The following is a 26,859-nucleotide window of genomic DNA, read 5'->3' as shown; positions in this document are numbered from 1 at the left end:
GGCTACTCTTTTTTGCTGTTGAAAAAGAGTAGCTGGTGCGGCAGGGATGCCGTATCAAAAATGCAATGGATTGCAGTGCGCGCAACGCATACCCTTAAACCCCATCCCCTTATTTTGATAAGAGGGTGGGGGGCTTTAAGGACTGACCTGTGTTTATGTCACAAGGTCGTTATTTCAATGAGCTTATTTAACAGGATTGCCGGCTGTATCTAATAAGATGGCTTCACCTAAACCTAGTTGATTAACACGCTCTAGCTGGGTGGCGGCATCGCCGACGATTAGATAAACCATTTTGTCTGAGTCCATGTATTTAGCCAGCATTTGTTGCGCTTGCTCTAAGTTCATATTGGTTAATGTTTGTTGTTGTTCGGCGACATAATCTTTAGATAATTGATAACTACTAATATTTTGTAACACTCCCATGAGACTGTTGGTGGTTTCAAATGCCAAGGCATTTTTACGTGACAATACTGATTTAGTATTTTCCAAAGCCTTGGCGTCAAACGTTTTATTGTAGTCACTCATAATTTCTCTAAAGGTTTGTAGAGACTCCAGCGTGACGTTAGAACGAACACTTGAACGAGCGGTAAATACGCCACCTAAATTCCGGCGATTAACACCTGAGTAGGCGCCATAGGTATAACCTTTTTGTAGACGTAGAATTTGGAACAATTGTCCTGAAAAACTACCGCCCAAATTATGGTTTACCGCAACTAAGGGGTAATAATCTTTGGAGTTGGCTGGCATAGCCCGTGAGCCAATTCTAATGAAAGACTGTTTAGCTCCGGGTACGTCCACAAAATACACTTGAGCTTTGTCTAGTACCGGCGCTGGGCTTGCTTTAGGTAATGCTGTATCACTACTTTTAAGGCCTTTATTGAGTGCGTCTACACTATTCATCACCTGTTGTTTAGCCACGTCACCTGCAACATGTACGCTGGTTAAGTTGGCGACGAAATTATTTTGGTAAAAGGTTTTTAAGTCATTTAATTCAATATTATTGATGTCTTCTACCGTACCTAATATTGGGGTAGACAGCATATTGTCATCGGCATACATGAGTTTGTTGAATACGTTAGTTGAAATTGCTCCTGGGTTACCTTTTGATTGTTGTATTTGAGCAATGGTGTCTTTTTTAATTCTTGCCCATTCTGACTCATCCCAGCGTGGTTGTAATAATACTTCTAAGGCTAGGGCCATGACTGCATCGTAATTAGCCGCCAATGAATTACCCGTTAAGGTTAGATATTCGCCGCTAGTGGTAAAGTTAAGATCTGCGCCTAATTCTCCTAGGGCTTTTTCTAATTCCTGTGGCGTTTTGTTGGCGGTGCCTTCCATCATCATGCTAGTGACTAAGTTAGCGACTCCGACTTTGCCTTTTTGATCTAAGGCATGGCCACCTAACAGACGAATAGAAAACGACACTAGGGGCAATTCATTATGTTCTATGCCAAGCACCTGTACGCCTTGGTCTAACTTAACATCCCAAACCTGGGGTAAGGTAATGCTTGGTTTTTTGCCAAAGGGCGGTTGAATAGAACGTTCAAACGCTGATTTGGCTTGAGCGATTGGTGCAAGCTCTGCTTGGGTATCTTGAGCCATATTTTGTTCTGCACCTTGTACAACTTTTTCCTCAACCACGTCTGCTTTTGTAGCATCAGTTAACACTAGTTCTACTTGTCCTTTAGGCACAAAACTGGTTGCAACGTAATGTGCACCATTAATGTATTTATTAAAGACGGCCATAATGTCTTTTGTGGTTACCTTTTTATAACGTTCAATCTCGGTGGTTATGAGATTAGGGTCGCCAGCAAATTCATTGTATGAAGCTAATGATGAGGCTTTATTAAATACACTGGTGAGGTTGTTATAAAATGACTTTTCTTTGCCTGTTAAAATACGAGCAAGTTGCTCATCACTTACGCCCTTTTCGGCAAATTGACCTATTGCCTTATCTATACTGGTTTTAACTAGGTCTAACTTAGTGTTGTTAAAGGCTCTAACTGTGATGCTAAATGTACCGGCAATTTCGCCAATATAGGTATCGGTATTAATTGCTGGTGCGAGTTTGTCTTGTTCTACCACTGTTTGGTAAAAGACGCTGTCTTTACCGTCATTTAATACTTCAGCGAGTAATTCTAGAGCGTAAGCATCGGCTTGATACTTCTCTATTGCTGGGAATGTTAAGGTTAGCTCGGGTAGTTGTGCGAAGTTATCTTCGTGATATAAAGAAATACTTTTTTCTAACTTAGCGGGTTGAGGGGCTAATGCTGCCACTTCTGGTTGGGCTTGTAATTCACCAAAATATTTTTCAACCCAAGCTTTTGTTTGTTCATTATCAAAATCACCTGCCAGCACAAGCGTTGCGTTATTTACACCATACCATTTTTGATAGAAATCTCTCACGTCTTGCAAAGTCGCATTTTGTAAGTCTTCTAAACTACCAATAACACTCCAACTATAAGGATGACCTTCAGGGTAAATCGTGTCCATTACCACTGCGTTGGTATGGCCATAGGGTCGATTATCAACACTTTGGCGTTTCTCATTTTTAACCACTTGTTTTTCGTTTTCTAAGCCTTCTTTGGTGACCGTATTGATGAAGTAACCCATGCGGTCAGACTCCATCCATAATATTTGCTCAAGGCCATCATTAGGTACCACTTCATAATAAATGGTACCGTCTTGCCAGGTGCCGCCATTTAAGGTTCCACCCATATTACCTATATTTTTAATGAATTTACCGGGCCCTACATTTTCAGAGTCTTGAAATAACATGTGTTCAAAAAAGTGGGCAAAGCCTGTTTTGCCAGGTAGTTCGCGGTTAGAACCCACATGATAAACAATGGCCACGGCCACCACAGGATCAGATGTATCTTGGTGTAGTACCACATCTAAGCCATTTTTTAATTGATACTTTTCAATATTCAGTGCTTGGCTCTTGGGGGCTTCAGCTGTTGTTGCGTTTTCAGTTGAAGGTGATTTGGGGTCTGTACATGCGGTTGTTGCCACAATAATAGTGAGCAAAGATATAATGTGTTTAATCGAATTCACGAGCATCCCTTAGCTATTCATCTAGATTAATCTTTTTTGAATTATCTACTGTAAACCATGACCACATAAAAACAATGTCTAGGGTTAAAAGAAAGTGGGTGAGCGCTATTCAAAACATGGATTATTGCTTGTAGATTTTTGTCAACGTTAAGCCTGTTTACTGGTTAAGCCTTTCTTGTTAATTTATATAAGAAGCGGTGAATTTACCTGTTAAAATTTTATTTGCTAGAAGTAAAAAATGCAGCGCCGAATAATTGGCATGATATATTGAAGCAATCTTTACTCAACTTATAATTATAACGCTAAAAAATGGAACAAAAAATGAGACATTATAAAATACATTATAAAGTACTGGGTGTGTTACTCATGTGTGCGGTTTCAACCCTGTCAGTGGCCGAAATAAACTGGAAACCTAATTTCGAGTCTGCCCCCTTACCTGAAAGTAAACTGAGTGCTATACAAGCTGCATTGCCCACTACCGCTATTGTTACACCAAAATCGAAACGTAAAGTGTTGGTTTTTAGTGCTACCAGTGGTTATCGACATGGCTCTATACCTGTGGGAAAAGTGGCGTTAGAAAAATTAGGCTTAGCAACTAATGCCTATACCGCAGTGGTAAGTGATGACCCAGCAAACTTTACACCTCAGGCATTACAACAGTTCGATAGCGTGATATTACTCAACTCTACGGGTGATTTTTTTATGCCTAGGGTTTGGAAGAAAGCATCAGAACGTGACCAGTTTACCGATGAACAATGGGCTGCATTAAAAGTACGTCATAACAGCCTAGTGAATAATTTAATTGATTACGTCAAAAAAGGTGGCGGATTAGTGGGGATCCACGCGGCAACTGATGCATGTTATGGTCATGAAAAGTTTGGTGAAACCATAGGTGGATTATTTTATGGGCACCCTTGGACATCAAACATGAATGTCACCGTTGATGTTGAAGATAGCGATAATGGCGTTATTGCCCCTGTATTTAAAGATATCAAAAGTTTCAGTCTTAAGGATGAGATTTATCAGTTCAAAAGCCCACCTTATTCCCGTGAAAAGTTGAGAGTATTGTTAACTTTAGATCCCGCAAAAAGTGATAAACCCAAAAAAGAACCAAAGCGTGAAGATAATGACTATGCAGTTTCATGGATTAAAAAGGTGGGCAAAGGTCGAGTGTTTTATACAAGCTTAGGCCATCGTGATGACATTTACTTTAATCCGCTTATGTTGAACCATTATTTGGCCGGTATTCAGTATGCAGTGGGCGATCTTGAAGCAGATGCAACGCCAAGTGCTCATATAAGCCATTAATAACAAGACTATTTGTAACAAGACCATTTGTAACAGTACTATTTGTTAATTAGGTGAACGAATAAAAAAGCGATAACAGTGAGAGCTGTTATCGCTTTTATCGCTCTTATTTTGGCACGCGCTTTTATTTTAATTCAGATAACGAACTACTTAACAAAGTTCGAATAAATTCAGCTCCTGAAGTGGCACATTCCAATTCATCGTTTATTAACGAACGGGTCATATGTAGCGCACTTGCTAACCCTGGTACTTTATTGGTGAAAGCTTCTATGGTTACCCAGCCTTCGTATCCAATACTTTTTAACGCCTGCACGTTAGTCTGCCAATCTACTAAACCATGGCCTAACATTCCTCTGTGACTCTCGGAAAAATGCACATGTTTGATAGTGCTGCCAGCTGTTTGAATTGCTGTTGTCAGATTAGATTCTTCTAGATGGGCATGGTGAGTGTCGTAGTGAATACCCACAAAAGGGGAGTTTACTTGGTCGACTATTTGTTTAGTATGCTGCAGCGTATTGGTTAGGTAACATTCGAAACGATTTAGAAATTCTAAACATAGGGTGACCTTTGTTTGTTCCGCATAGGTTGCAGCTTTACCTAAGTTTTCAATACACCAATCCTGTTCCTGCTTAGTGGCTGGTTGGCCAGTAAAAATACCTGGGCAAGAGTGGATGGGCCCTCCAAGGATATGACTGCCTAAAGCTTGATTACATTCAATTGCCCATTTTAAGTGGTCTACCCCTGCTTGCCTGATTTTTGAAGTGGATGAAATCAAATGAGTGTCTGGTGAACAATTGGTTGTGGTTGTACACGCTAGGCCTTCATTGTCTAACGCTTGTTTTACTTTTTGATAATGTGCTGGTGTGCCTTTAGTTAAGGGGATTTCGACACCATCAAAGCCTGCATTTTTTAGTAACGGAAACAAATGAAAATGTTTTTCTGTCACATGTGTTGTCCATAACAAAAAGTTCACGCCTATTTTCATTACTGCTCCAAGTTTGCAATCAGTTTAGTCTTAGTAAGGTTCGTTAAAGTACTAAGATAAGGTACCAAGGTAAGATGCAATGTAAAGTAATGTAAAAGTGATTGATAGTTTTACAGTGTGATTTATATTTAATTTTTTATTTTTATATAAGAATCTAATTGTGTGTAATATTTTAACTAAGGTATTGTCAGTTTTGCTCGTCACGACTGCTTTTAGTGGTAAGGCTTTTTCTGCAACAGATCCCCGTCCAAATATATTAGTGATTATGGCCGATGATTTGGGTTATGCCGATTTAGGGTTTACTGGTGCTAAAGATATTTTTACGCCTAATCTTGATGCCCTAGCCAATAATGGTGTCATCATGAATAATGGTTACGTGACACATCCTGTATGTGGGCCCTCAAGAGCAGGTTTAATTACCGGCCGTTACCAAGCTAGATTTGGCATGGAAATTAATGTCACAAACTCATTTTACGATGAATTTAGTGGTTTACCTTTGACTGAGCAAACCTTTGCGACACGTTTAAAAAAGTCTGGGTATGAAACAGGCATTGTGGGTAAATGGCATTTAGGTGGTAATCAAAAATATCATCCTCATAACCGTGGGTTTGATTATTTCTTTGGATTTTTAGCCGGTGGCCATACTTATTTTCCAAAAAACGTGACCACTACCACACCTTTGTGGTCTGAAAAAAATCCAAAACAAACCCATTATTCAGCTAATGAAGGCAGCATTTGGCCTTTGCAGCGTAATGATAACACGGCCGAATTCACTGAATACCTGACCACTCAACTTAGTCGAGATGCCGCTAAGTTTGTGTCAGATGCTGAAAAACCTTTTATGCTGTATTTGGCATACAACGCGCCTCATTTACCCTTAGAAGCACCTGCGGCTACTATCAAAAAATATAGCCATATTAAAAATAAAACGCGGCAAATCTATGCGGCCATGGTGGATGAAATGGATCGTGGTATAGGTATGGTGGTGGATTCACTTAAAGCCTCGGGTAAGTTCGACAATACCTTGATCTTCTTTTTGTCAGATAATGGTGCGGCAGCGCCTCTATCTGGCATGGATTATAAAAAGAAGAAGAAAGGTAAATTGTTTAGTGACAGTGGTAAGTTTAGGGATGGTAAAGGCAGCATGCGTGAAGGAGGCTCCCATGTGCCATTTATTATGCACTGGCCTGCAGGTATTAAAAAATCAGGTGAGTTTGACGGTTTAGTGTCGTCTCTTGATATAGCGGCGACTGCTGTTGCTTTAGGTAAGGGAGATACATCTGGTCATAAACTGGAAGGTAAAAACCTGATCCCTTATGTTAATGGAGATAAACAAGGCTCTCCTCATTCTGCTCTTTTTTGGCGACGTGAAGCCAAACAATGGGCGGTACGTACACTAGATGCTAAATATTTGATGAACGCCAAAGATCAAGGTATTGAACTGTACGATATGCAAAATGATCCTTACGAAAAAAACAATATTCTTAAAAATAACCCCGCTAAACGTAAAGAATTAGCGAAGTTGTGGAACGAATGGAATGACGGCAATAGTAATAATATTTTGTTAGATGCCGGTAATTATCAAAAAGTACGTTTGAATTTTTATCGAGATTTACACAAAGAATTAGTGGAGAAATCGAAGAAAGTGAAAAAAGTGGTGATTGACTAAAATACGTTGCTACTAACTTAAGCAGAAGTTGATCACTCACTTCTGCTTTTTTGTAAATAAAAATAGATTGTTGAATGTTAACCTAATTATCGCCTTGAAAGGAAAATCATGAAAAAAAGCACAGTATTACTTTGCCTTATTACGGCTATATGCAGTATTTTTTCTACTTATAGTGTGGCCAAATCTAAGGTTCAGTTTGAAGAGTTGAAAGGTGAGCTGCCAGTTAGAAAAACTGAATACATGATCCGCGTACCTGATAATTGGAATGGTGTGTTGATCAACGACTTTGATTATATAAAAGCCGCAGACTCCATGAGGAACATGTATTTACTCGAGAATGGCTATGCTTTGTCTGGTACTAAACGTAGAAAGGGCCGCTTTAAAAATTATGATCCTGCCCACGAAATTCATGACTTTATTACCATTTTCGATATTTTTGATGCGAAATTTGGCAAACCTAAAACAACCATTCAAATGGGTTGCTCGGGTGGGGGAACTGTCACGCTTGGTATGGCAGAAATTCATCCAGATAGAATCGATGGTGCAATTGCCATGTGTGCTTCTACTAGTCATTGGTTGGCGAACACACATTTGGATGGGATGTTCGTATTAAAAGCTTTGATTGCTCCAGAATTACCTATTGCGGACCTTGGAGCATATACGCCAACACAATTAGATATGTTGGGTAAAAAGTGGGTAAAGGCCATAGATGACGCGCAAAAAACACCAGAAGGTCAAGCTCGTATTGCTTTAGCTATTACCATTGGTCAATGGCCTGCATGGGGAGGCAAAGGCAAAGCGCCTGTGCTTAAACCAGATCCTACCGACATTAAAACACTGCAAGAAAGTATGTATCAAAGTATCGTGCGTTTGGTGCCTATGAGGGGGACTGGCGGTACCACTATGTTAGAGCTTGCCGCGCCAGGGCAGTTAAAGTCAAATGTCGGCATTGATTATAAAGAGTCATTTAACAATGGTGCAATACTGTATAAAAATGCGGTTGAAGCTTTGTATAAAAACTCACCGGTAAGTTTAGACGACGATTTAGCCAAAATTAATGCCTTTGAACGAATAGCGGCAGATCCTGAAGCCATAAAGTGGTGGAGTGCACCTGGCCGCACACACATTGGAAAACCTAAAGTACCCCTGTTACGCATGAATACAGCAGGAGATGGTTTAGTCTACGCCAGTTTGATCCAAGGATATGAAGATCTAGTCATACAAAATGGGTATTCTGACTTTTTTCGTACTGCCTATGTGAACACTTGGGGCCACTGTACTTTTAGTTTTGCTGAGTTAATGGTCAGTATTGAAGTGCTACTTGAACGTATTAATACTGGAGAATGGCCTAATACCTCATCAGAAGCCCTTAACAAAAGAGGAAAATCCATTACACCTCAAAGTAAAGTTAACTTTTTCAATTACACAGGTGTGCAAAAATACAATAGAGCTTGGGTGCCCAGCCCGAAAGATTTCCTTGGAGAATAACTAACCTAGAGCAGGCTCTGGAGTTAATGAAAGTTTCTGGATTTTGTATTGAGGTCAGATAATAAATGACTCAAATCAACCAGCTTTCCGGCGATAATGTGGGTCACATCGCCGTCTCCTCGTTCTAATATGCCTTTAACTTGTAAGATACGGGCTTTTAAATAAGCCTGTTTTTGTGCTCTTGAGGTGGCCAACCACACCACCACGTTGATATTGCCAGTGTCATCTTCAAGAGTGACAAAGGTCACGCCTTTTGAGGTGCCCGGCCTTTGTCTGCCGGTTACTAAACCCACCACGCTAATTGTACTTTGATGGGACTTAGACAACAGCTGATTGGCTGGGGTATACGCTGGTAGTAAGTTTGCTTGTTTTAATAAAGTAATTGGATGAGCAAATAAGCTTAAACTCGTGGCTTGGTAATCTTCGACTAAGGTATCGATTTGAGTGGGCTTAGGTATGTTGGCGGCTGTTTCGCTTGGGCTTTGTTTAAAAAGGGCTAATTCGCTCTCGGTATCCATTAACTGCCAACGACTTAAATACCTGTTGTTGCTGATAGTATGAAATACATCAGCACTGGCTAAGGCTTCAAGTAGTTGGCGAGAGTGAGTTTCTTGTTTGACTTGATTGATATGCTCAAAACCATTAGCGGGGCGTAGCTGTAGTAGCTTTTCGACTTCATTTTTATTCACTCCTTTGACTAACCTAATGCCTAATCTTATGGCCCAGTCTTTGTTTTTACCTTTAGCTTGATATTCCATTTTGTGTTGGTAGTCAGAGGCATTAATACAGATAGGTAACACGCTAATATTGTGACGTTTGGCATCTTGAATGAGTTGGCTAGGTGAATAAAAACCCATAGGTAAACTATTTAATAAACCCACATAAAACGCCGCAGGGTAATAATACTTTAACCAAGAAGAGACGTAAGCCAAAACAGCAAAAGATGCAGAATGGGACTCTGGAAAACCGTATTCTCCAAACCCACAGATTTGTTGATAAATGCGTAAAGCGTAGTCTTCTGGATAGCCTTTTTTTAACATGCCTGAAATAAGCTTGTCTTTAAAATGCACGAGTTCACCGGTACGTTTCCAACTGCCCATTGCTCTGCGTAATTGGTCGGCTTCTCCTCCGCTAAAATCGGCTGCCACCATGGCTATTTTTATCACTTGTTCTTGAAATATGGGGACACCTGATGTACGAGATAATATGGCTTGTAGTTCTGCAGAGTGGTATTTAATTAAATGAGGATCGGCTCGGTGCTTTAAAAAAGGATGTACCATACCGCCTTGTATGGGGCCTGGGCGAACAATGGCGATTTGAATGACTAGGTCATAAAAGGTTGTGGGTTTGAGCCTTGGCAACATACTCATTTGTGCTCTCGATTCAATCTGGAATACTCCCACTGTATCTGCTGCTTGGATCATTTTATAAACCTGTTGGTCGTCACCAAGGGCGGTAATATCAGCCACACTGTATGTGTGCTGGTAATGCTTTTGTATGAGAGAAAAAGATTTACGAATAGCGGTTAACATACCTAAAGCCAGTACGTCGACTTTGAGTAAACCTAGGCTTTCAAGGTCGTCTTTATCCCACTGGATCACAGTGCGGTCTTGCATGGCGGCATTTTCGATTGGCACTAGATGGTAGAGTGGGCCTTGGGAGATCACAAAGCCACCAACATGCTGAGATAAATGGCGGGGAAAGCCTTTTATCTCGTCGACTAAGTCTACAAATAACTGGCCCTGTTTTGATTCGGGTTCAAAGCCGAGCTCTGCAATTTGGCCGCGCCAGCCTAATCCTTTATCTCTGTGGTTCATGTTTTTAATAAAGAAATCCATTTGATGTTCGCTCACGCCAAGCGCTTTGCCTACTTCTCGGATCGCGCTTTTGTGTCTGTAGGTAATAACAGTGGCGGCAATGGCGGTACGCTCTCTGCCATATTTTTGGTAGATATATTGAATGATCTCCTCTCGTCGTTCGTGTTCAAAATCTACGTCTATGTCGGGTTCTTCTTTTCTTTCCCTTGAAATAAAACGCTCAAATAACACCGATATTTGTCTGGGATCTACGGCTGTAATTTGTAAGCAATAACAGACAATTGAGTTGGCTGCGGAGCCTCGTCCTTGATATAAAATCTGCCTTTCTTGGGCAAAAAGTACAATGTCGTAAATGGTTAAAAAAAAGTACTCGTAATTCAGCTCGTTAATTAAGCGTAGTTCTTTGACGATAGTGCGTTTGATGCTAAAGGTTAATCGTCCTCCTTCTGAAAATCGTATTTGCATCCCCTTTAATACCAGTTCACGTAGGTATGTTGATGCGGTTTTCCCTTTGGGTACTAATTCTTGTGGGTATTCATAACGCAAACTGGCTAAATCAAAATGGCATTGACTGGCAATTTTTGCCGATTCGATTAACCACTGGTTTTGGAATAATGTTGATAGTTTATGAATTGGCCTTAGATAACGCTCGTTGTTAGGTGTCAGCTCTCGGCCTAATTCAGGTATCGGTTTGCCTTTACGGATGGCGGTGAGCGTGTGTTGTAAAGGCAATCTTTGTGAAATGTGCATAAGTACACCACCACATGCAGTGATAGTTAAATTATGTTCACTGCCAAGTTGCTGTAGGTGTTTTAAATAACGGTGTTCATTGGCACTAAGATGACGTTGATAACCTATCCATAGACGTTTGGCATAATGTTTTTTTAGCCACACCGCCCAATGGTTATCTACGTCAGTTTTGCCTTTAGGTAACCAGATAACTAAGCAGTGTTTAATGCTGCGTAAGTCCCATAAGTTGAGTTGGTATTCCCCTTTATTGGCGCGTTTTCGGGCATTGGTAATGGTGCGGCATAATTCTGCATAAGCCTCTCTATTGGGGCATAGCAACACGATATTGAGGCTATCTTCAAAGCGTTCTTTAAAACGCTCTTTATAACGAAATAGGCTACCGACAATCAGTTTTATATTGAGGTTTTGTTGTTTAATGGCGGTGTGTGCCCGAGCGACACCGGCCACTGAACATTCGTCTGTTATGGCTATTGCTTGGTAACCTAAAAAGTCAGCTTGTTTGACTAATTCTTGAGGATGAGAAGCCCCCCATAAAAAACTGAAGTTACTTTGACAAAATAGTTCTGCATATTGGCCTGTAGAGGACATTAACTAAATATCCCGTGTAAATACCATTTGCCATCAGGGGTTTTAAATACCCAATACCACTGACCTGCTGAGTTGTACGCAATGAAGTAGTCTCTGATCACAATATCTTTGTCCCACCAAGCCGTGTTGATACGTTCGGGGCCATAAGCAATAGATACTTTCTCTTGTAAAGGGGCGGGAGGGCTTAATAAAAAACTAGGCCGCATTGCTTGTAATTGTGTTAAAGCGCTTTTGTGAGTTGGGCTGTTTTGTATCATCAATTCTGGGCGAAAGTCATTGCTTACCTGTGGGGTGGATAATGCTGCTTCTCCTAATTTTGCTTGTAGTAATGATTGCAGTTGTAAACGACTCAGAGTGCCTTGTTTACGGCTGAATAAATCCTGTTTATCGGGAGAGCGTATAAAAGTGTTGTCTACTTTTAAACAAATGGCGTAAGCAGGCGAGCTCAGGCTGATATTCTCAAATTTTAGGGTAATTAGAGATAACCAAGCCTGCATTTGGTATTCACCCTGTCTAGACTGAATAAGCAGTTCGACTGGTTGAGCATCTCTTAAATAGAGTGTGATTTTTAATGAATGGGTTAATAGATCGCGGCTTTTTAAAAAAAGGGCTAAGGCATTGAGTAGTATTTTTAATGGGTTTAGCAAAGTGTGTATGTTTTCAATGTCGAATAATAATTCTAGGTAACGCTCAAAAAATTGTTTTGGGTGAAAGAAATGAATGGGATGAGATATTTGATTGGTTAATTGACCAATATAGTGGACCACATCCGCGTCAAAACGTTTGGCTAGATCGGCGAAAGGTATCTTAAGCAAATCTTGTATGCTGTGTAACCCGACCCGAGCAAGCTTTTTTACTACATGTGCAGCAAGTTCTGTATGTTCAAGTGATAAAGGCTGTAGTGCTTGGTTAATCTGAGTTTGATTATCTGTGATCTTGTTCCATGCGGTGATGGCTAATAATCTAGCGGCAAGAGGTGAGTGCCCTGTTGCAAAATGATAATGCAGGTTATGGGGGATTTTCTGCTGGATCATTTTCCAATATTGAGTCAGCCCTCCATACATAGTTAACATATTATGGGTTTGTAATAACAGGCCGTTTGTCCCCCAAAAGCTGATGTCGCTGGTGGTTAAATACAATTGATGGGCAATGTCATCGAGTATCCCTTGAGTGATTTTTTCTTGGTATAACACTACTTCTATATCGTGTTTCAACATAGCAGCTGTGCCTAAACCCATGCCTAAACGTATGCCTGACTGATAAGCCGTTTGATTCAGTTGGCAAATTTGATGACGCTCTTCATTCCAAATAACATAAGCTTTTTGCGAACTTTGCGCCTGTGTTGCTTGCTCTAATAGCGAGTCTAACTGTAATTGAGGAAAGCAAAGATATAACCAAAGTTTATTCATGATAATCGAGTGAGATTTAACCCACGCTGTGTATGGCGGTTGGAAAATGGAGCACTTGTGACTTATTCCCGTGGTTTAATTCGGGACAACTTAATTCAGAACAACTTAGTTCAGGCCAATAAGTATGCATGTTGACGTTGAAAGCTTGATTCGGTTTCACCCCTTTGCGTTTGGTGATTTGTACCTGAATGCCTTCTTTGGCTGAGGTTAGAGTTAGCCCTAATGTAACGGGTAAAGAAATATGTTCATGACGGGGAGGGCGGATGATAAAAAGTAAACATTGGCCCTTTTCTGCAGCCAGTTGAAAGCGTTTTATGTGGGTAACCGAAACCTGTGTGTGCCATATGATCACGCTATGGCAACAGCCACTTTTTATACTTTGTTCGGCACTCCATAAAGCTAATTGGGAGCTGTTAGGTTGAACAACCAGTACCTGTTTTAAATCTAAACCAAATTCAGCCAACATTTCACTATTGATAGCTAAGGGCGGCGCAATAAAGGTGGTTAAACTGTTATTAAATAATGTTTGTCTTGCGAGCAGACTCGGTAATAACAAACGTAATTCACCTATACCAATAGGACTACGAATATCGATAACACCATATTCAGGAAACCCACCTTGCAGTGCTTTGTCTAACGCTTTAAACCCAGTGCTTTGTTCTGGAGAGCCCTCCATTTGGGTGTGATTGGCTTGCCATAATAACTTTTTATTTTTGAGGTAATGAATAGTTGGGTGCATAATACAAAATCAATATACTGTGTTTTTATACAGTATATTTGAAGATGAAATAGATTCAAGTTTTGTTGTAAAAAAGGCGACACTGAAATCAGTGTCGCCTTCTAAGTTTTACAGGTTTTTTAGTTAGGCTTTACGACGTAAACGTCCCATTGCAAATATTGCCATGGCAAACAAACCTAATGTAGCTGGGGCTGATACTTCAGATGATACGCTAACAGATTCCACTGGATCTAATAGGAAATTTTCAACCGCAGTGAAATCATCAAATAGAAACTCATTGCTTTGTAATGAAAAGTCCGTATCACCCACTTGAGTGCGTTCTAATTGAAACGATGCAAATAAGAAGTCACCAGTTACAACATCAAAAAGTGATGAATAACCAAGTCCGACTCCAAGAGGATTTGCCACTGCTCCAAATACGTCAAATATTCCATCTACAGGTAAAGGTGTGGTTTCTGATCCTGCTACAAAACTAAACAAGTTCGTATCAAATATAAAATCAAAATTAATTACATTAACCGCATCAGTAAAGCTAGCGAACAAACTTACGTTTACCGTTTCACCTACGGCGACATTAGTATCATCTAGATCAATCGTGATCATATTGGCATTAGCTTGAGAGCTAATTAGCAAGGCCGCAGCCATTATCATTTTAAATATTTTCATTTTTACTACTCCAAAAAATTAATTAACAGCACAACGTGAGCGAGTACATAAAGGAGCTAAGCCTCTTACGTCTAACATACTAACTTCGCCGTCATCATTTACATCAAACGCCATATCAATCGGTTCGCGACTTAACACAGCTGTCATCAATCCACTAATATCCAGACTATCCACATCACCATCACCGTCCCAATCGCCTAATAGGGCTTCAGGTGCGGCTTCTACTAGCTGGGTAAATGTGACAGTGTCACCAAACCACATCCAGCCATTTCCTGCGGCGCTCGTTGCTTCGACACGGATGGTATGTGTACCAGCAGTAAGGTAAATAGATTCGGTTAAGGTGAAACTTTCAAAGACTGCTTGATTTCCCGTAACAATCGATACTTCTTCAACAAACTCACCATCTACCGATAATGCAGCTTGAGAATTAACATTGGCACTCGATGCCACCATGTCGATGCGGTAGAAACCATCGGCAGGGAAGTCAATGTAGTAATCAACCCAATCACCATTTTGGTTGCTGTCGGTCACTGTGCGTCTGTCGGTTGGAATACCGCGTTCGCCAATGGTGACACCAGATACACGACCTCCAGTAGCGTCAAAGCTTTCTGCTTCTATGGTAAATGCTTCACCATCCACTCGATCTGTTGGCTCTTCTGGTTCAACCGCTGCTGCTACAATCGTGATGGGAGATACACCGCCAATCTTGTAGGTTTCTCCGTTACTAGAGGTGAAAGCAGCGAATAAGAAGTAGAAGTTAGCGTCTGGCAAATCAGCCGTTGGCGTCACTCCTTCTAGGGAGATTGTTCCCGTTGCCGTACCGGATGTTTGTCCAATTGCATCGGCATCGAAGGCTAAGTAATCTTTAGCAACAGTGTTCCAATCAACCATTTCACGGAGGAAGAACTTAACCCCGCCTTGAGCCGCAGTTACTGTATCTTCGCCACCTGCATGATAGTTAGCTGTTACCTGAATACTTTCACCAACAATATATTCTGTGGTGGCGTAAATATTTGCATCATCCAGCGTTAACGAACCTTCAACAGGCTCTTCTGGTTGATCCGGCAACTGAGCTTCATCGGCAATCGAAATAGGCGACAGATTTTCCATGAATTGGGTACTGCCATCAGATGATTTAAAGCGGGCCATTAAGTTGTAGTAATGCCCTGAGTTTAAATCTGCACTATTTTTAAGAGCACCTTGGGTAGGATGAACTAAAGGTAAGCTGATGTTTAAGGTTCCACCTTGTTGATCGATTGAGCTTGAATCGGCTGTAACCACACGTTTAACTTGTGAACCATCAGCGCGTAATTCTTGCAAAATGAAGATTAACCCGCCTGTTACTCCACCAAACGAGCTAGATACGACCGTTTTATCCGTACCAGCATTAAACGACACAGTCAGGTCAATATTGCTGCCATTAGCGTAAATCGAACTCAAATACTTGTTCGCATCGTCTACAGCAAACGAAGGTTCTGCAGGCAAACTTGGAACAGTGGGTTCTTCTGGCGCTTCCGCTAAAACAGTAATCGGCTGAACACCGCCTATTGCATATGTCGAGCCATCTGAGGATGTAAAGATGGCATATAAGAAATAGAAATTACCATTAGTTAAGTCAGCACTTGGCGTGACGCCTTGCAAAGATAAATTAGCACTTGCCGTACCAGATGACTGACCTATAGCCGTTGCATCAAATGCCACTATGTCTTTAACGACAGTTTTCCAATCAGATGTCATTTCTCGTAACAAAAACTTAACCCCACCGGATCCTGAGGTGACAGTTTGTCCATTGCCGGCTGCATAGTTAGCCGTCACTGGAATACTCTCGCCCACAACATATTGTGTGGTTAGGTATTTATTGGCATCGTCTAAGGTTAAAGAAGCCGTACTGGGTGTGTCTGGGTTTTCTGGTTCTTCAGGCTCTGTGGGTGAATCAATCACAGGGGCAAGCACCGGATCCAATGGACTTAACAAAATAAAACTCATTTTGTCTGCGTTCCATTGCCATTTTCCTTCAGCGCCAACACTTAGAATACGAATGGTATGAGTGCCAGCCGTGTCAATTAACAGGTTATCGCTGACGACTGTGTTTTGCATAACATCCCAGTCGCCAGTGGTAGGAATATCAGCACTGCCAGCGGATTGTCCGTTGACGAAAACTTCAACACCATTCACAGGCGCAGTTGGTGTACCGGCATCTAGAGTAAAGCGATATACACCAGCTTGTGTAAAGTTAACTTGATACTCTGCCCAATCACCGGTTTGGTTAGTATTAATGCCGCTGTCGCTGGTATTAAAACCATCAAATGTACCACCTGTATTGATTAAGGCTTCTGCTTCGATGATTAAGCCGTCAGTTGGAACTGTGTTTTGCTCAATAACATTAACAATAATGCTGGCTTGATGATCGCCGTCATTCGAAGTAGCGGTTATTGTAGTCGCTCCTGCTGAAACACCTGTAATCAGGCCATTGCTGTTAACCGTTGCAATGGTGTGGTTGTCAGTGGTCCAGGTAATTAACGTATCGGTAGCATTGCTAGGTGTTAACTGTGCATTTGCTTGATACGTGCCAGGTAATACGATGACTGCATTGGTGTGTAAGCTCACAGATTCAAGTGCAATACTCGAGACTGTAATACTCGCGACATCACTTACGCCACCGTCGTTTACTGTGGCTGTAATGTCGGCATTACCAGCAGAAATAGCTGTAACTAAGCCTTTTTGATCGACTGTCGCCACCGCTTCATTTGAAGACGACCATGTGACCGTTTTAAGGGTGGTATTGTTTGGTGTAATGGAGGCGTTCAGTTTTAGCGTTTCATTCAGCGCAAGGTGTGCACTTTGTTGGTTTAACTCGACGCTAGTTGCTTGAACTGTCAATACCTCAACGTCATGCTCAGCAACTAATACACCTTCTTCTGTTGATGCGGTAATTGTGGCTGTTCCAGCGCCATTACCTGTAACCAATCCATTTTGATCAACCGATGCAACGGTTACATCAGATGTTGCCCAAAACACCGTTTTGTTATGTGTGTCTATCGGCAGAACTTCTGGACTCAGTGCAATCGTCTCTTTATAAAACACGCTGGTTTCACCAGAGATTGAAAGACTTGATGCAGACGTACAAGGATCGCAAGCTTCGGCAGTAGAGCGATCTAACGCTTGTTCTGTTTCCCAAATAGATAGGCTAATAGCAGTAAAAGTTCTAGCTAAAGCGACTGTCGCCGTAACCTCATTATTTTCTTGTAAATATTCCAAAGGAATAGGGATTTCAATTAAGTTGAGGGACACGCTGCCTTCGTCAACTTCTGGCCCCATATAATCATAGTGCTCGGTTAATACACCACTAGCATTTTTGTTAATTTGAGTTGGTACATCGATAGTGTGACCATTAATAGTAAAGCTATTGTTTCTTGGATTTGCGGCATGAAATGGATAAAATTCTGCAGCAATTCTTAGTCTTGCTTCACCATGTGTTGGCACAGATACACTATTAATATTACCTGTCATTGATGTGCCGGTAACTCGGTGTATTTGGCCTTTAGCCGCTTCACCTTTACCAGCTCCAGCTAAACTCTCACCATAGTATTTCTTTTCTACCATAGTAGAACTAACCGCTAGATCTTGGTTGTATTCAATGTCTAGAATGATGGTGGAACCAGGCTCAAGTGTCACCGACTCTGGCAACGCATCTAACATTGTTTGTGCAAGGATTGGACGACCTAAATTGGTTGGGCTTAACCCTTCCGCTAAATAAGAGTGTTTGATGTTAACACTTTCAACTGAATTGCCATTGGCACCCATAAAAGACAGGTCAACGGGAATATCGTACCATTCAAGGTTATTTAGTATTAAGTAGGTATGGTTTCCATCTACATAAGCATCCACTTGTATATCAGGATCGCTAGAATGGGTATCTATCCGTGTTCCTTTAACGTCTGACCATAATTCGTACCACTGGATCTTATCGGTAACATGCCACTCTGCATTATCGTAATTGGCCGCAAGAGGCTCATCTGTATGCATTAAAGCGGCTTCGTAACGAATCGCTTCACCATTCGGGCCTGTTAATAATCCCCATTGACCTTTGATAGGTGCAAATGGCATTGATTTGGCGACTTGTGATGGGCGAGTAAGGATTTGCATAAACATTTGGTTGAATGTTCTTAAGTGCAACCAATCAGAATATTGATAATCGTTTTGTAAAAACTCTAGTTTTCCATGTTTAGAGGCAATGGCACCATATTCAGAAATGACCCAAGGCTTAAGGTTGTCTTTACCGTTAACTTGGGCGTCATACCATTCAACCATATCCAATATGGCTTCGGTTTTCATGCCGCGACGGAAGGTACTGCCTTGACGAGGGTTATCGCCTAATTGGGCCCAGTCGTATAAATGAATCGAATAAAAATCCATGTTTTCGCCTGAGGCATCCATAAAGCCTTTCCAAATGGCATCCCATTGAAAGTATTTATCATCTTGAGTAGCCCAAAATTCAGAACTGGTCACTTCTTGTAAAAAGTCTTCTAGGGGACCTTCTTCATAGGAGTATCTATTGCGGACGGCTTTTTCTTGGGTTGGGAATCTTTCAGACAAGTCACCTTGCTCTAGATCGTGTAAGCCCCAGGTCATACCGCCAACAAGAGGACGTTCGCCTTCTGGTAATTTGGTCTTAATTTGTTCTGCGACTAAGTTGTGATACTCGAATAATTGTTCAAAGCTAGACATCACAAAGGTTCGGCCTACGTTAATGTCCATATCAGGTTCGTTGATCACTTCCCAATATTTAGGCATTAATACACCGCTACTTTCGCCTGATTTACGCATAAACTGGTCAAGGTATTCGCCTACCCATTCAGCGCCATCTTCAATATGTCTAAGTACGTATTTCCCTGCTTCATCATCTTTACCTGCAAGATCTTTTGGCCAGTACGACTGAGTAGGGAAGGGACCATGTGGGGTGATACCCATAATCATTTCATCACTGCGAGTTTCATAAGCGCGAATTGATTCAGGTAGGATGTCGTACATATTGTCTTTATGCCATTGGCCAAAGTTGGCTAAATCGGCAAAGTGCGGTTTTCCTGGGTTTTCTGGATCTTGCGCTGTGGCTTTAAATATCCATGAGGCCATGCCATTGTCACGACCAAAATATACATCTAGGTCGTTCATTAGGTAGTTCATTACCTGTTCTTCGCCTTGCCAATCACCTTCGGTAAGGTTTGAATGTACGGTAATGTGTTTTTTACGGTTAAAGTCAGAAACACCTTTAACTTCATGTTTAATATCTAGATTGATATCAACTTTAACTGGGTCCGCGTGACTTGCACTTGCGCTGAGTCCAATTGCCGAAGCTATTAATAGTTTTAAGTAGTTATTTTTCATGTAACACCACTTCTCTTTATATGTGTATTTGCAAAGTAACTAAGTCATATTTCAGATTTTTTAGGATCAAAAAAATGACTCGTGTACCTCGTTAGTAGGCTTTATCTTGTGTTTATTGTTAACAATATGTTGCCGTGATTTTAAGTTACATGATTAAAAATGTGATGGGAATGGTAAGGGTAGACGATTATTACATCGACTTTATGTAAGGCGTACTGTTTAGTTATATTAGCTGTTTAAAAACCTGACACTTTTGTAATTATTCATATAAAACATTAGGTTATGAGGTTTTTTGATATTTTGTTGTTCGGTATTTTAAAGGTGTGCGTTCGCTAATTTAGTGTGCTGGTTCGGTATATTGAATGTATTGTTCATTATAATAAAATGTAAATTAACTGTTAATTTTAAATTAAGGGAATAAATAAAATTTAAACCTTTTTAAATTAGAAATTAGATGAAGCCGTGGCATTTTTGTAATACTCTATTGTTAATTGTTTTCAATCTTCTTGAGGTTTAAGTGATTCAAGTCATTTGCTTAACTAAGAAGAAAAATTGTAATGCTTATTTGTGACAATTAGATATTACTTAGATGAACTGAAATTCTGATACATGTTTTCGATACCTTTAGATACATTTTTCTTTTATATCACGCCTATGCTTACAGGAACGTTAATGATCCTAGTTGTGATGTATTTTAACTTTACTAAACAGAACATTACTCTCGAGTCGACTTTATATACCTGTTTCTTACTTAGCTTTGCATTCTTTTTATTAGGTCGCTCATTTCAGTTTTATTGTGGTCCAGTCTTAGCTTACATAGTCATGTATTTGCGTTTTACTGTCTTGTTTTCTGTCGGTATCCCGTCCTTATTAATAGCTAATTTAAAACAATGTGGGATAAGGCCTTCTCGTCTGGGAGTCACTCTACCGTATCTGTTAGGCATATTGAGCTCAGTTGTTTTTGTAATGGTTCGTGACGGCTCTAGTCGCCAAATCATGTTTGGTCAAGAGTATGGGAATATGCTTTTGTCACTCTTTACCGACGCCACATACAGTGATGTTGTTATTATTGCAGCGGCAGCTTTGTTGATTGGACCTAGTGTTTATCTTATTTTTTACCATCTACGAAATCAGCCCAAGGTAAATACATTAATTTTGTTATTCAGTACCTTGGTCTTGGGGTGTTTATATATTGTGGGCGAAACATATCATTTGTACTGGTTATTCTTTGTTGCTTCTTATTTTGTTGTTTTAAGTTGGTATTGGCTTATATACGGCGACATACAATATTTAAAAATACAGGCAACACAATTAGAGAAAAAAGTTTGGGCATTGCAGCATGATGGTCATACCGAACAAAAAACGGAAAATAAAGGCGAGTATGATTTTGTTGAACGAGGGGAGCAAGATGGCCAGCCTCCTTCTGTGAAAAATAGAGAATTAGTCGATAAGGCGATTGCATTCATTAAAGCCAATTTTAATAAAGAAATTGAGCTTGCTGATATCGCAAATTATACCAATGTGAGTGATTCTTATTTGATCCGCGTGTTTAAAAAAGTGACAGGTAAAACGATTAATCAATATGTAACCAGTTATCGTATTCTTCAAGCCCAGCGATTATTGAAAAAGTTATCAGTGGTAGAAACGTCGCAAGCTGTAGGGTTCAAAACGCCAAGTTACTTTAGCACTGTATTTAAAAAGTCAACGGGATTGAGCCCGGTTCAATTTCAAAAACAAAGAGGTTAAGCTTTAATCTAGCTTAACCTACCTGATTTAGTCTTGATTTAATGACTTAGTGAGCGTGACCACAACCGCCTTCAGTATGCGGATGACCGTGTTCTAGTTCTGACTCTGTGGCTTCTCGAACTTCTAATACTTCTACGTCAAAGTTAAGCGTTAAGCCAGATAGTGGATGGTTTCCGTCTACAATCACTTGGTCGTCTTGAATATCAACGATCATCACAGACTGCTCACCTTCGTCTGTGGTGGCTCTAAATGTCATGCCTGGTTCAACGTCCATATCTTCAAACATAGTTTTAGGTACAGCTTGAACGAGTTCGTCATGGCGTATTCCGTAACCTTGCTCTGGTGGAATATCGATGACAAATTTGTCTCCAACTGTTTTGCCTTCAAGCTCGTCTTCTAAACCTTGGATTAAAAAGTGGCTTCCTTGAAGAAATACCATCGGCTCTGCGTCTTTTGATGAGTCGATTTGAGTGCCGTCAGCAGAACAAACGGTAAAGTGTATAGTGGCGACTGTTTTGTTAGATATTTTCATAATATTCCGCGTGTTAATTTAAATTCAAAATTTAGCTTATTGTAATTCATAGGGCAGGGCTTGAGTAACAAATCTGGTAGTAGGGTTTGACTTAAGTCTAAATTCTGTACCGGTTTGTGTATCGTTAGCCAGAATGGCAAAGATCCAAGTTTGCTCTGTGTTTGAGGCACTGCGCAGTATTTTACCACCGGGGCGCCAGTTTCCTTCAATTTCAAACTCTAATGACTCGCCAACGAGATCAGCATTATTCACATCACTTATTAATATAAATCCTGCTTTTTTGTTTCTACCTAAATATTTAGTTCTGGCTATGACTTCTTGGCCCATATAACAGCCTTTTTCAAAATCTATAGCGTTAACAAGATGTAGGTTTAACATTTGAGGAACAAATTCATTGGCAGTATTCTCGCTGATTTCACCAATACCTGCTTTTATTTCATCTGCTTCCCAGAGAGCATTTTCATCTAGTATTTGACAATCTAGAGTGCGCTCTGCATTTTTGGGTTGTAACACCATATACCGAGAAGTAGCCCCTAAAGCTCGCATTACCAAGCCATGTTCATTGCAAACTACTGTGTTTGTTTCATTGGGTAATGTGCCAAACAAGTCTGTAATCGCATTTTCAAATGTTGCTCCTGTACCACCGATGATTTGCCAATTGTTGGTTTGTTCAGTGATGTCTACCTTAGCAAATACGCCGTACTTATTGAGTTCTGTTAAAGATTTCGCTAGAGCTGTTTTATGTGGCAGAAGTAATATAGTGTCTTGCCAATTTACGGCGTAAGACACACTCCAGGTCTTCCCTTTAAAGTCGCAATGACAGGATATTTGAAAGTTTTGATTATCTAATTTGGCAATATCAGAAGTAACTTGTCCTTGTAGATATTTAACGCGTTCTTCGCCACTAAGTTGGATTACACCTTTATTAGCGATATTAGTAATGTACTCATTTGATGCCGAAGACATATTATTGATTCTCAGTTTGTGGTGTCACAAGTGTATATGGGGTATGAGTTTAATTTCCCAAGTAAATGCCTGAAAACAACTCGTTATACCTGCTATTATACTGGAATAAGAACGGCCCCAGTAGGGGTATTAAAAAGTGATAGAGGAAAACAATGTTTGATAAGCAAAGATATGGACGATTGAAGTGGGCTTGTCGTCGAGGAATGTTAGAGCTTGATGTGTTATTTATGCCTTTTGCTGAAACTGGTTTTTTAGAATTGTCTGAAGAAAAACAATTGTCCTTCGAACGTCTATTAACCTTTGATGATCCAGACCTATATGCTTGGTTTATGGGACATCAAGAATGTAAAGATCAAGAAATGAAAGATATGATTGAGCATATTTTGAGTCGTGTCAAAGTATAGAGTTGCGTTACAAAAATCACGAATAGGATTATTGCTTAGGATTGGCATATTTTTACTATTGGTGACGTCTGTGTGGAGTTGGCAAGCTGAAATAATGCCATTTCAATGGTTTGTTCAATTTCTCATGTCTATCGGACTTATTTATATTGGAATTAACAAGATAAGGGCCTACAAAGCCTGTAAGTTACTTGTTTTTAGTTTTACCCAAAAGGGTGAATGGCAAGAGTTAGAGCAAGATAATCAATCTAGTTGGCTGATCAGTCAACAGTCTAGAGTTATGGGAATAATGTTATTGATTCGTGTGACTTCAGTTTTGAACACCAAACAAAGTAAGTGGGTGACTATTTATAAAGATCAGGTCTGTGAACGTGATTACAGGCGATTATGTCGCGCTATCATTTTTCAACATCAAAATGTGGAGTGTTAATTTTAATGAACGCATCCAATGTCCACTCAGAACAATTAGCTAAATTACCTAACCTTAAAGTATTAATGCTCCAAGCTCTCTTTAAGCGTGATTTAAAACAGTCTTCTCCAGTTTTACCCGCTAATGAACTATGGATTGAAAATCTAAGGTTGAATGCAGATTCAATTGCTCTGTTCCATCAGGTCGTTGAATGGCATGGTGCCTCCTCAGTTTTACATCCCTGTTTTATGCATACAATGGCGTTCCCTATCCATATGAAGTTGCTGCTAAAGGCAGATTTTCCTTTTTCTTTATTAGGTTTGGTACATATTGAAAATACAATCCATCAATACAGGCCTCTTAAAGATCCTGAACAATTTAAATTGGTATGTCGATTAGGCGAGTTGACCCTACACAAGAAAGGTTGGTTATTTTCTGTTATTACTGAATGTTTTTGTGGAACAGAATTGGTCTGGAAAAGTACTAGTATTAATTTATCTCGCGCCAAGCATAATTTACCTGTAGAGAATAAAACCAATTCAAGTGACGCTAATTTTACAACTACGCCAACCAAGTTAAACTGGGATTTTTCTGAAGACTTAGGCAGGCGTTATGCCGAAGCTTCTGGCGATTATAATCCTATTCATTTGCGAAAATGGTCTGCAAAACTGTTTGGGTTTAAACAGCAAATAGCCCATGGAATGTTTACTAAGTCTCGTTGTATTTCTGAGCTACAAAACCTTGAACCACAATCTTTTTATAAAGAATTCGAGGTGACAGCTCGTTTTAAACAGCCTTTATTTATCCCCACCAAAGCACGATTATCAATTCAGCAAGAGCATAAAGAAAGTGAAGAAAGTGTAGAAAGTGTAGAAAGTGATTTTCAATTTAAAGTTGAGACCCAACCTTCGCAACAGGAACCACTTCTACATTTAGTTGGTAATATTGAATTTAAATAAACCTGTTTTCTGATTTATTTGGGCTCTGGTAACAAAATAGTAGGTTGTGGATTTTCTTGTTGCTCTGGATAATCTAAATTAAAATGCAATCCTCGACTTTCTTTTCGCTGGCGAGCACATTTTACAATAAGTTCAGCCACAGTCAGTAAATTACGCAATTCTAGTAAGTTATTGCTGACTTTAAAGTGTGAGTAATAATCATTCACTTCTTGTTTTAATAGCTCAATTCGGTGATGTGCCCGTTCGAGGCGTTTGTTGGTGCGCACTATGCCAACATAATCCCACATGAAAAGCCTTAACTCATGCCAGTTATGCTGAATAATAACTTCCTCATCTGAGTTACTTACTTGGCTTTCATCCCAGCTTTTAATAGGTTCATCACTAAAAGAGCTATCTAAATTAGCTTGAATGAATTTAGCTGCTGAATGCGCATAAACAATGCATTCTAGTAGCGAATTACTGGCCATTCGGTTTGCACCATGTAGTCCTGTATAAGCCACTTCGCCAATAGCAAATAAATTCTCAATATCGGTTCTGGCATGAGAATCTGTCATCACTCCACCACAACTATAGTGAGCTGCTGGCACTACAGGTATCGGATGTTGAGTGATATCTATGCCTAAAGAACGGCATTTTCGATAAATATTTGGAAAGTGTTTAACGATAAAGTCACTGGATTTGTGGCTGATATCCAAATACATGCAGTCAGCCCCCAATCGTTTCATTTCAAAATCTATTGCTCTAGCGACTATATCTCTGGGCGCTAAATCACCTCTGTCATCAAATTTATGCATAAAAGGCGTGCCATCAGGGTGACAAAGCTTCGCTCCTTCACCTCTTAAGGCTTCAGAAATAAGAAAATTTCTCGCTTCTGGATGATATAAACAGGTTGGATGAAATTGGTTGAATTCCATATTCGCCACTCGACAGCCTGCTCGCCAAGCCATGGCAATTCCGTCACCACTGGAAACATCTGGGTTAGACGTATATTGATAAACTTTACTCGCACCACCTGTGGCTAATGTTACAAATCGGCTTCTAATAATTTCGACACGTTCATGTTTTCTATTCCAAACATATGCCCCTAATAGCTGATTTTTTTGAGTTTTATTTTTTATTAAATCAATCGCGTTATATTTTTGAAACAGATGAATGTTTGGATGTTGTTTTACCGCTTCAATTAGAGTGAGTTGCACCGCAGCGCCTGTAGCGTCAGCTGAATGCAATATTCGTCTATGGCTATGGCCACCTTCTCTAGTCAAATGAAACTTGGGCTCACCGTCACTGCCAATTTCTTGATCGAAAGGCATACCAAAACTAATCAACCACTCCATACACTCTTTTGCTTGAGAGGCTGTGAATTTAACCGCCTTTTCGTCACATAAGCCCGCACCCGCTAATAAAGTATCGGTAACGTGATAATCAATAGAATCATTTTCATCAAAAACCGCAGCAATACCACCTTGAGCGTATTTGGTAGAGCCTTCAGATAGTTCACTTTTACTTAATACTATTACCTGACAATGATCGGCTAGTTTAAGGGCATGACTCAATCCAGCAGCACCGCTGCCAATAATGAGTACGTCACATTGATGTTTAATCGTCGATTGCATTCTGTAAATTAGTAAGATAAATAGTGATTAGGTTGGCAATATTAATTTACACAGGGTAAATTTCAATGCTTTTAATGACCTATAGTATTCGAAACTGATAATTCGCCGAGTAGTTAATTATCCAATTTGAAATTATTATGAAAAAAGATCACTTTTTTGCGAACTTTTTGAATTATGGTCAGTCAATATTAGTGCTTGCATGAGCTGTAGTATATTTTCGTAAAGGAGTAGAAGCTCGAATGAGCGAGCAGATAACAGACCAACAAATAGTTGAACGAGTACAAAAGGGAGACAAAAACGCTTACGCGCTGTTAGTTAATAAGTATCAGCATAAAGTAGCGTATTTAGTTTCTAGGTATGTAAAAAACTCGGGTG

Annotated in this window: 17 protein-coding genes and 1 pseudogene; 8 read left to right on the top strand and 10 right to left on the bottom strand. The window is 40.1% G+C overall.

Features of this window, described 5'->3' with window-relative positions:
- Positions 1 to 183 precede the first annotated feature (183 nt).
- Positions 184 to 3,054, bottom strand: a complete 2,871-nt coding sequence (locus ACSHXM_RS13605; RefSeq protein WP_435689311.1) for a M16 family metallopeptidase — start codon at positions 3,052 to 3,054, stop codon at positions 184 to 186.
- A gap of 321 nt (positions 3,055 to 3,375) precedes the next feature.
- Between ACSHXM_RS13605 and ACSHXM_RS13600 the strand changes: the two genes are divergently transcribed.
- Complete coding sequence (locus ACSHXM_RS13600; RefSeq protein ID WP_435689310.1) at positions 3,376 to 4,362, top strand: ThuA domain-containing protein; 987 nt, start codon at positions 3,376 to 3,378, stop codon at positions 4,360 to 4,362.
- A gap of 124 nt (positions 4,363 to 4,486) precedes the next feature.
- On the opposite strand, the gene ACSHXM_RS13595 is transcribed toward ACSHXM_RS13600, so the two are convergent.
- On the bottom strand, positions 4,487 to 5,347 hold the full coding sequence (locus tag ACSHXM_RS13595) for a sugar phosphate isomerase/epimerase family protein (protein WP_435689309.1): 861 nt from the start codon (positions 5,345 to 5,347) through the stop codon (positions 4,487 to 4,489).
- A gap of 160 nt (positions 5,348 to 5,507) precedes the next feature.
- Between ACSHXM_RS13595 and ACSHXM_RS13590 the strand changes: the two genes are divergently transcribed.
- A complete protein-coding gene (locus ACSHXM_RS13590; protein ID WP_435689308.1) occupies positions 5,508 to 7,016 on the top strand; it encodes a sulfatase family protein in 1,509 nt (502 codons plus the stop codon).
- 108 nt (positions 7,017 to 7,124) lie between these two features.
- The gene (locus ACSHXM_RS13585; protein WP_435689307.1) at positions 7,125 to 8,504 is read left to right on the top strand and encodes a hypothetical protein; all 1,380 of its coding nucleotides are present in this window, start codon (positions 7,125 to 7,127) and stop codon (positions 8,502 to 8,504) included.
- A gap of 23 nt (positions 8,505 to 8,527) precedes the next feature.
- Here the strand turns inward: ACSHXM_RS13585 and ACSHXM_RS13580 are convergent, their stop codons facing one another.
- From ACSHXM_RS13580 to ACSHXM_RS13560, 5 genes are all read right to left on the bottom strand, one after another.
- Entirely contained in the window at positions 8,528 to 11,659 is a 3,132-nt protein-coding gene (locus ACSHXM_RS13580) for an error-prone DNA polymerase (RefSeq protein ID WP_435689306.1), read from the bottom strand.
- Positions 11,659 to 13,068, bottom strand: coding sequence for a Y-family DNA polymerase (locus ACSHXM_RS13575; RefSeq protein WP_435689305.1), 1,410 nt, complete (start codon positions 13,066 to 13,068; stop codon positions 11,659 to 11,661). Before ACSHXM_RS13575 ends, ACSHXM_RS13580 begins: the two co-directional genes overlap by 1 nt.
- A gap of 16 nt (positions 13,069 to 13,084) precedes the next feature.
- Positions 13,085 to 13,807, bottom strand: coding sequence for a translesion DNA synthesis-associated protein ImuA (gene imuA / locus ACSHXM_RS13570; protein WP_435689304.1), 723 nt, complete (start codon positions 13,805 to 13,807; stop codon positions 13,085 to 13,087).
- Positions 13,808 to 13,930: 123 nt separating this feature from the next.
- Positions 13,931 to 14,473, bottom strand: a complete 543-nt coding sequence (locus ACSHXM_RS13565) for a cohesin domain-containing protein (protein WP_435689303.1) — start codon at positions 14,471 to 14,473, stop codon at positions 13,931 to 13,933.
- 18 nt (positions 14,474 to 14,491) lie between these two features.
- A complete protein-coding gene (locus tag ACSHXM_RS13560; protein WP_435689302.1) occupies positions 14,492 to 19,858 on the bottom strand; it encodes an Ig-like domain-containing protein in 5,367 nt (1,788 codons plus the stop codon).
- A gap of 672 nt (positions 19,859 to 20,530) precedes the next feature.
- Here ACSHXM_RS13560 and ACSHXM_RS13555 point away from each other — a divergent pair.
- Entirely contained in the window at positions 20,531 to 21,604 is a 1,074-nt protein-coding gene (locus ACSHXM_RS13555) for a helix-turn-helix domain-containing protein (protein ID WP_435689301.1), read from the top strand.
- 46 nt (positions 21,605 to 21,650) lie between these two features.
- Here ACSHXM_RS13555 and ACSHXM_RS13550 read toward each other — a convergent pair whose 3' ends face one another.
- Entirely contained in the window at positions 21,651 to 22,136 is a 486-nt protein-coding gene (locus tag ACSHXM_RS13550; RefSeq protein WP_435689300.1) for an FKBP-type peptidyl-prolyl cis-trans isomerase, read from the bottom strand.
- Positions 22,137 to 22,172: 36 nt separating this feature from the next.
- On the bottom strand, positions 22,173 to 23,102 hold the full coding sequence (gene ygfZ, locus ACSHXM_RS13545; RefSeq protein ID WP_435689299.1) for a CAF17-like 4Fe-4S cluster assembly/insertion protein YgfZ: 930 nt from the start codon (positions 23,100 to 23,102) through the stop codon (positions 22,173 to 22,175).
- 152 nt (positions 23,103 to 23,254) lie between these two features.
- Here ygfZ and ACSHXM_RS13540 point away from each other — a divergent pair, with 152 nt between their 5' ends.
- Genes ACSHXM_RS13540 through ACSHXM_RS13530 form a run of 3 tightly spaced genes read left to right on the top strand, consistent with a single transcriptional unit; the run spans position 23,255 to position 24,871 of the window.
- The gene (locus tag ACSHXM_RS13540) at positions 23,255 to 23,506 is read left to right on the top strand and encodes a succinate dehydrogenase assembly factor 2 (RefSeq protein ID WP_435689298.1); all 252 of its coding nucleotides are present in this window, start codon (positions 23,255 to 23,257) and stop codon (positions 23,504 to 23,506) included.
- Entirely contained in the window at positions 23,493 to 23,933 is a 441-nt protein-coding gene (locus tag ACSHXM_RS13535; protein ID WP_435689297.1) for a protein YgfX, read from the top strand. Before ACSHXM_RS13540 ends, ACSHXM_RS13535 begins: the two co-directional genes overlap by 14 nt.
- A gap of 5 nt (positions 23,934 to 23,938) precedes the next feature.
- Positions 23,939 to 24,871 carry a MaoC/PaaZ C-terminal domain-containing protein gene (locus tag ACSHXM_RS13530; RefSeq protein ID WP_435689296.1) on the top strand — a complete coding sequence of 311 codons (933 nt, stop codon included), beginning with the start codon at positions 23,939 to 23,941 and terminating at the stop codon, positions 24,869 to 24,871.
- A 14-nt stretch (positions 24,872 to 24,885) separates the two neighbouring features.
- Here the strand turns inward: ACSHXM_RS13530 and nadB are convergent, their stop codons facing one another.
- Entirely contained in the window at positions 24,886 to 26,484 is a 1,599-nt protein-coding gene (nadB, locus tag ACSHXM_RS13525) for an L-aspartate oxidase (protein WP_435689295.1), read from the bottom strand.
- A 239-nt stretch (positions 26,485 to 26,723) separates the two neighbouring features.
- On the opposite strand from nadB, the pseudogene ACSHXM_RS13520 reads away from it, so the two are divergent.
- Positions 26,724 to 26,859: pseudogene (locus ACSHXM_RS13520) on the top strand (RNA polymerase sigma factor RpoE); the annotation flags it as partial.

The organism is Paraglaciecola sp. (assembly GCF_051252315.1).
Lineage (GTDB): Bacteria > Pseudomonadota > Gammaproteobacteria > Enterobacterales > Alteromonadaceae > Paraglaciecola.
This window is presented reverse-complemented; position numbering and strand designations above follow the sequence as displayed.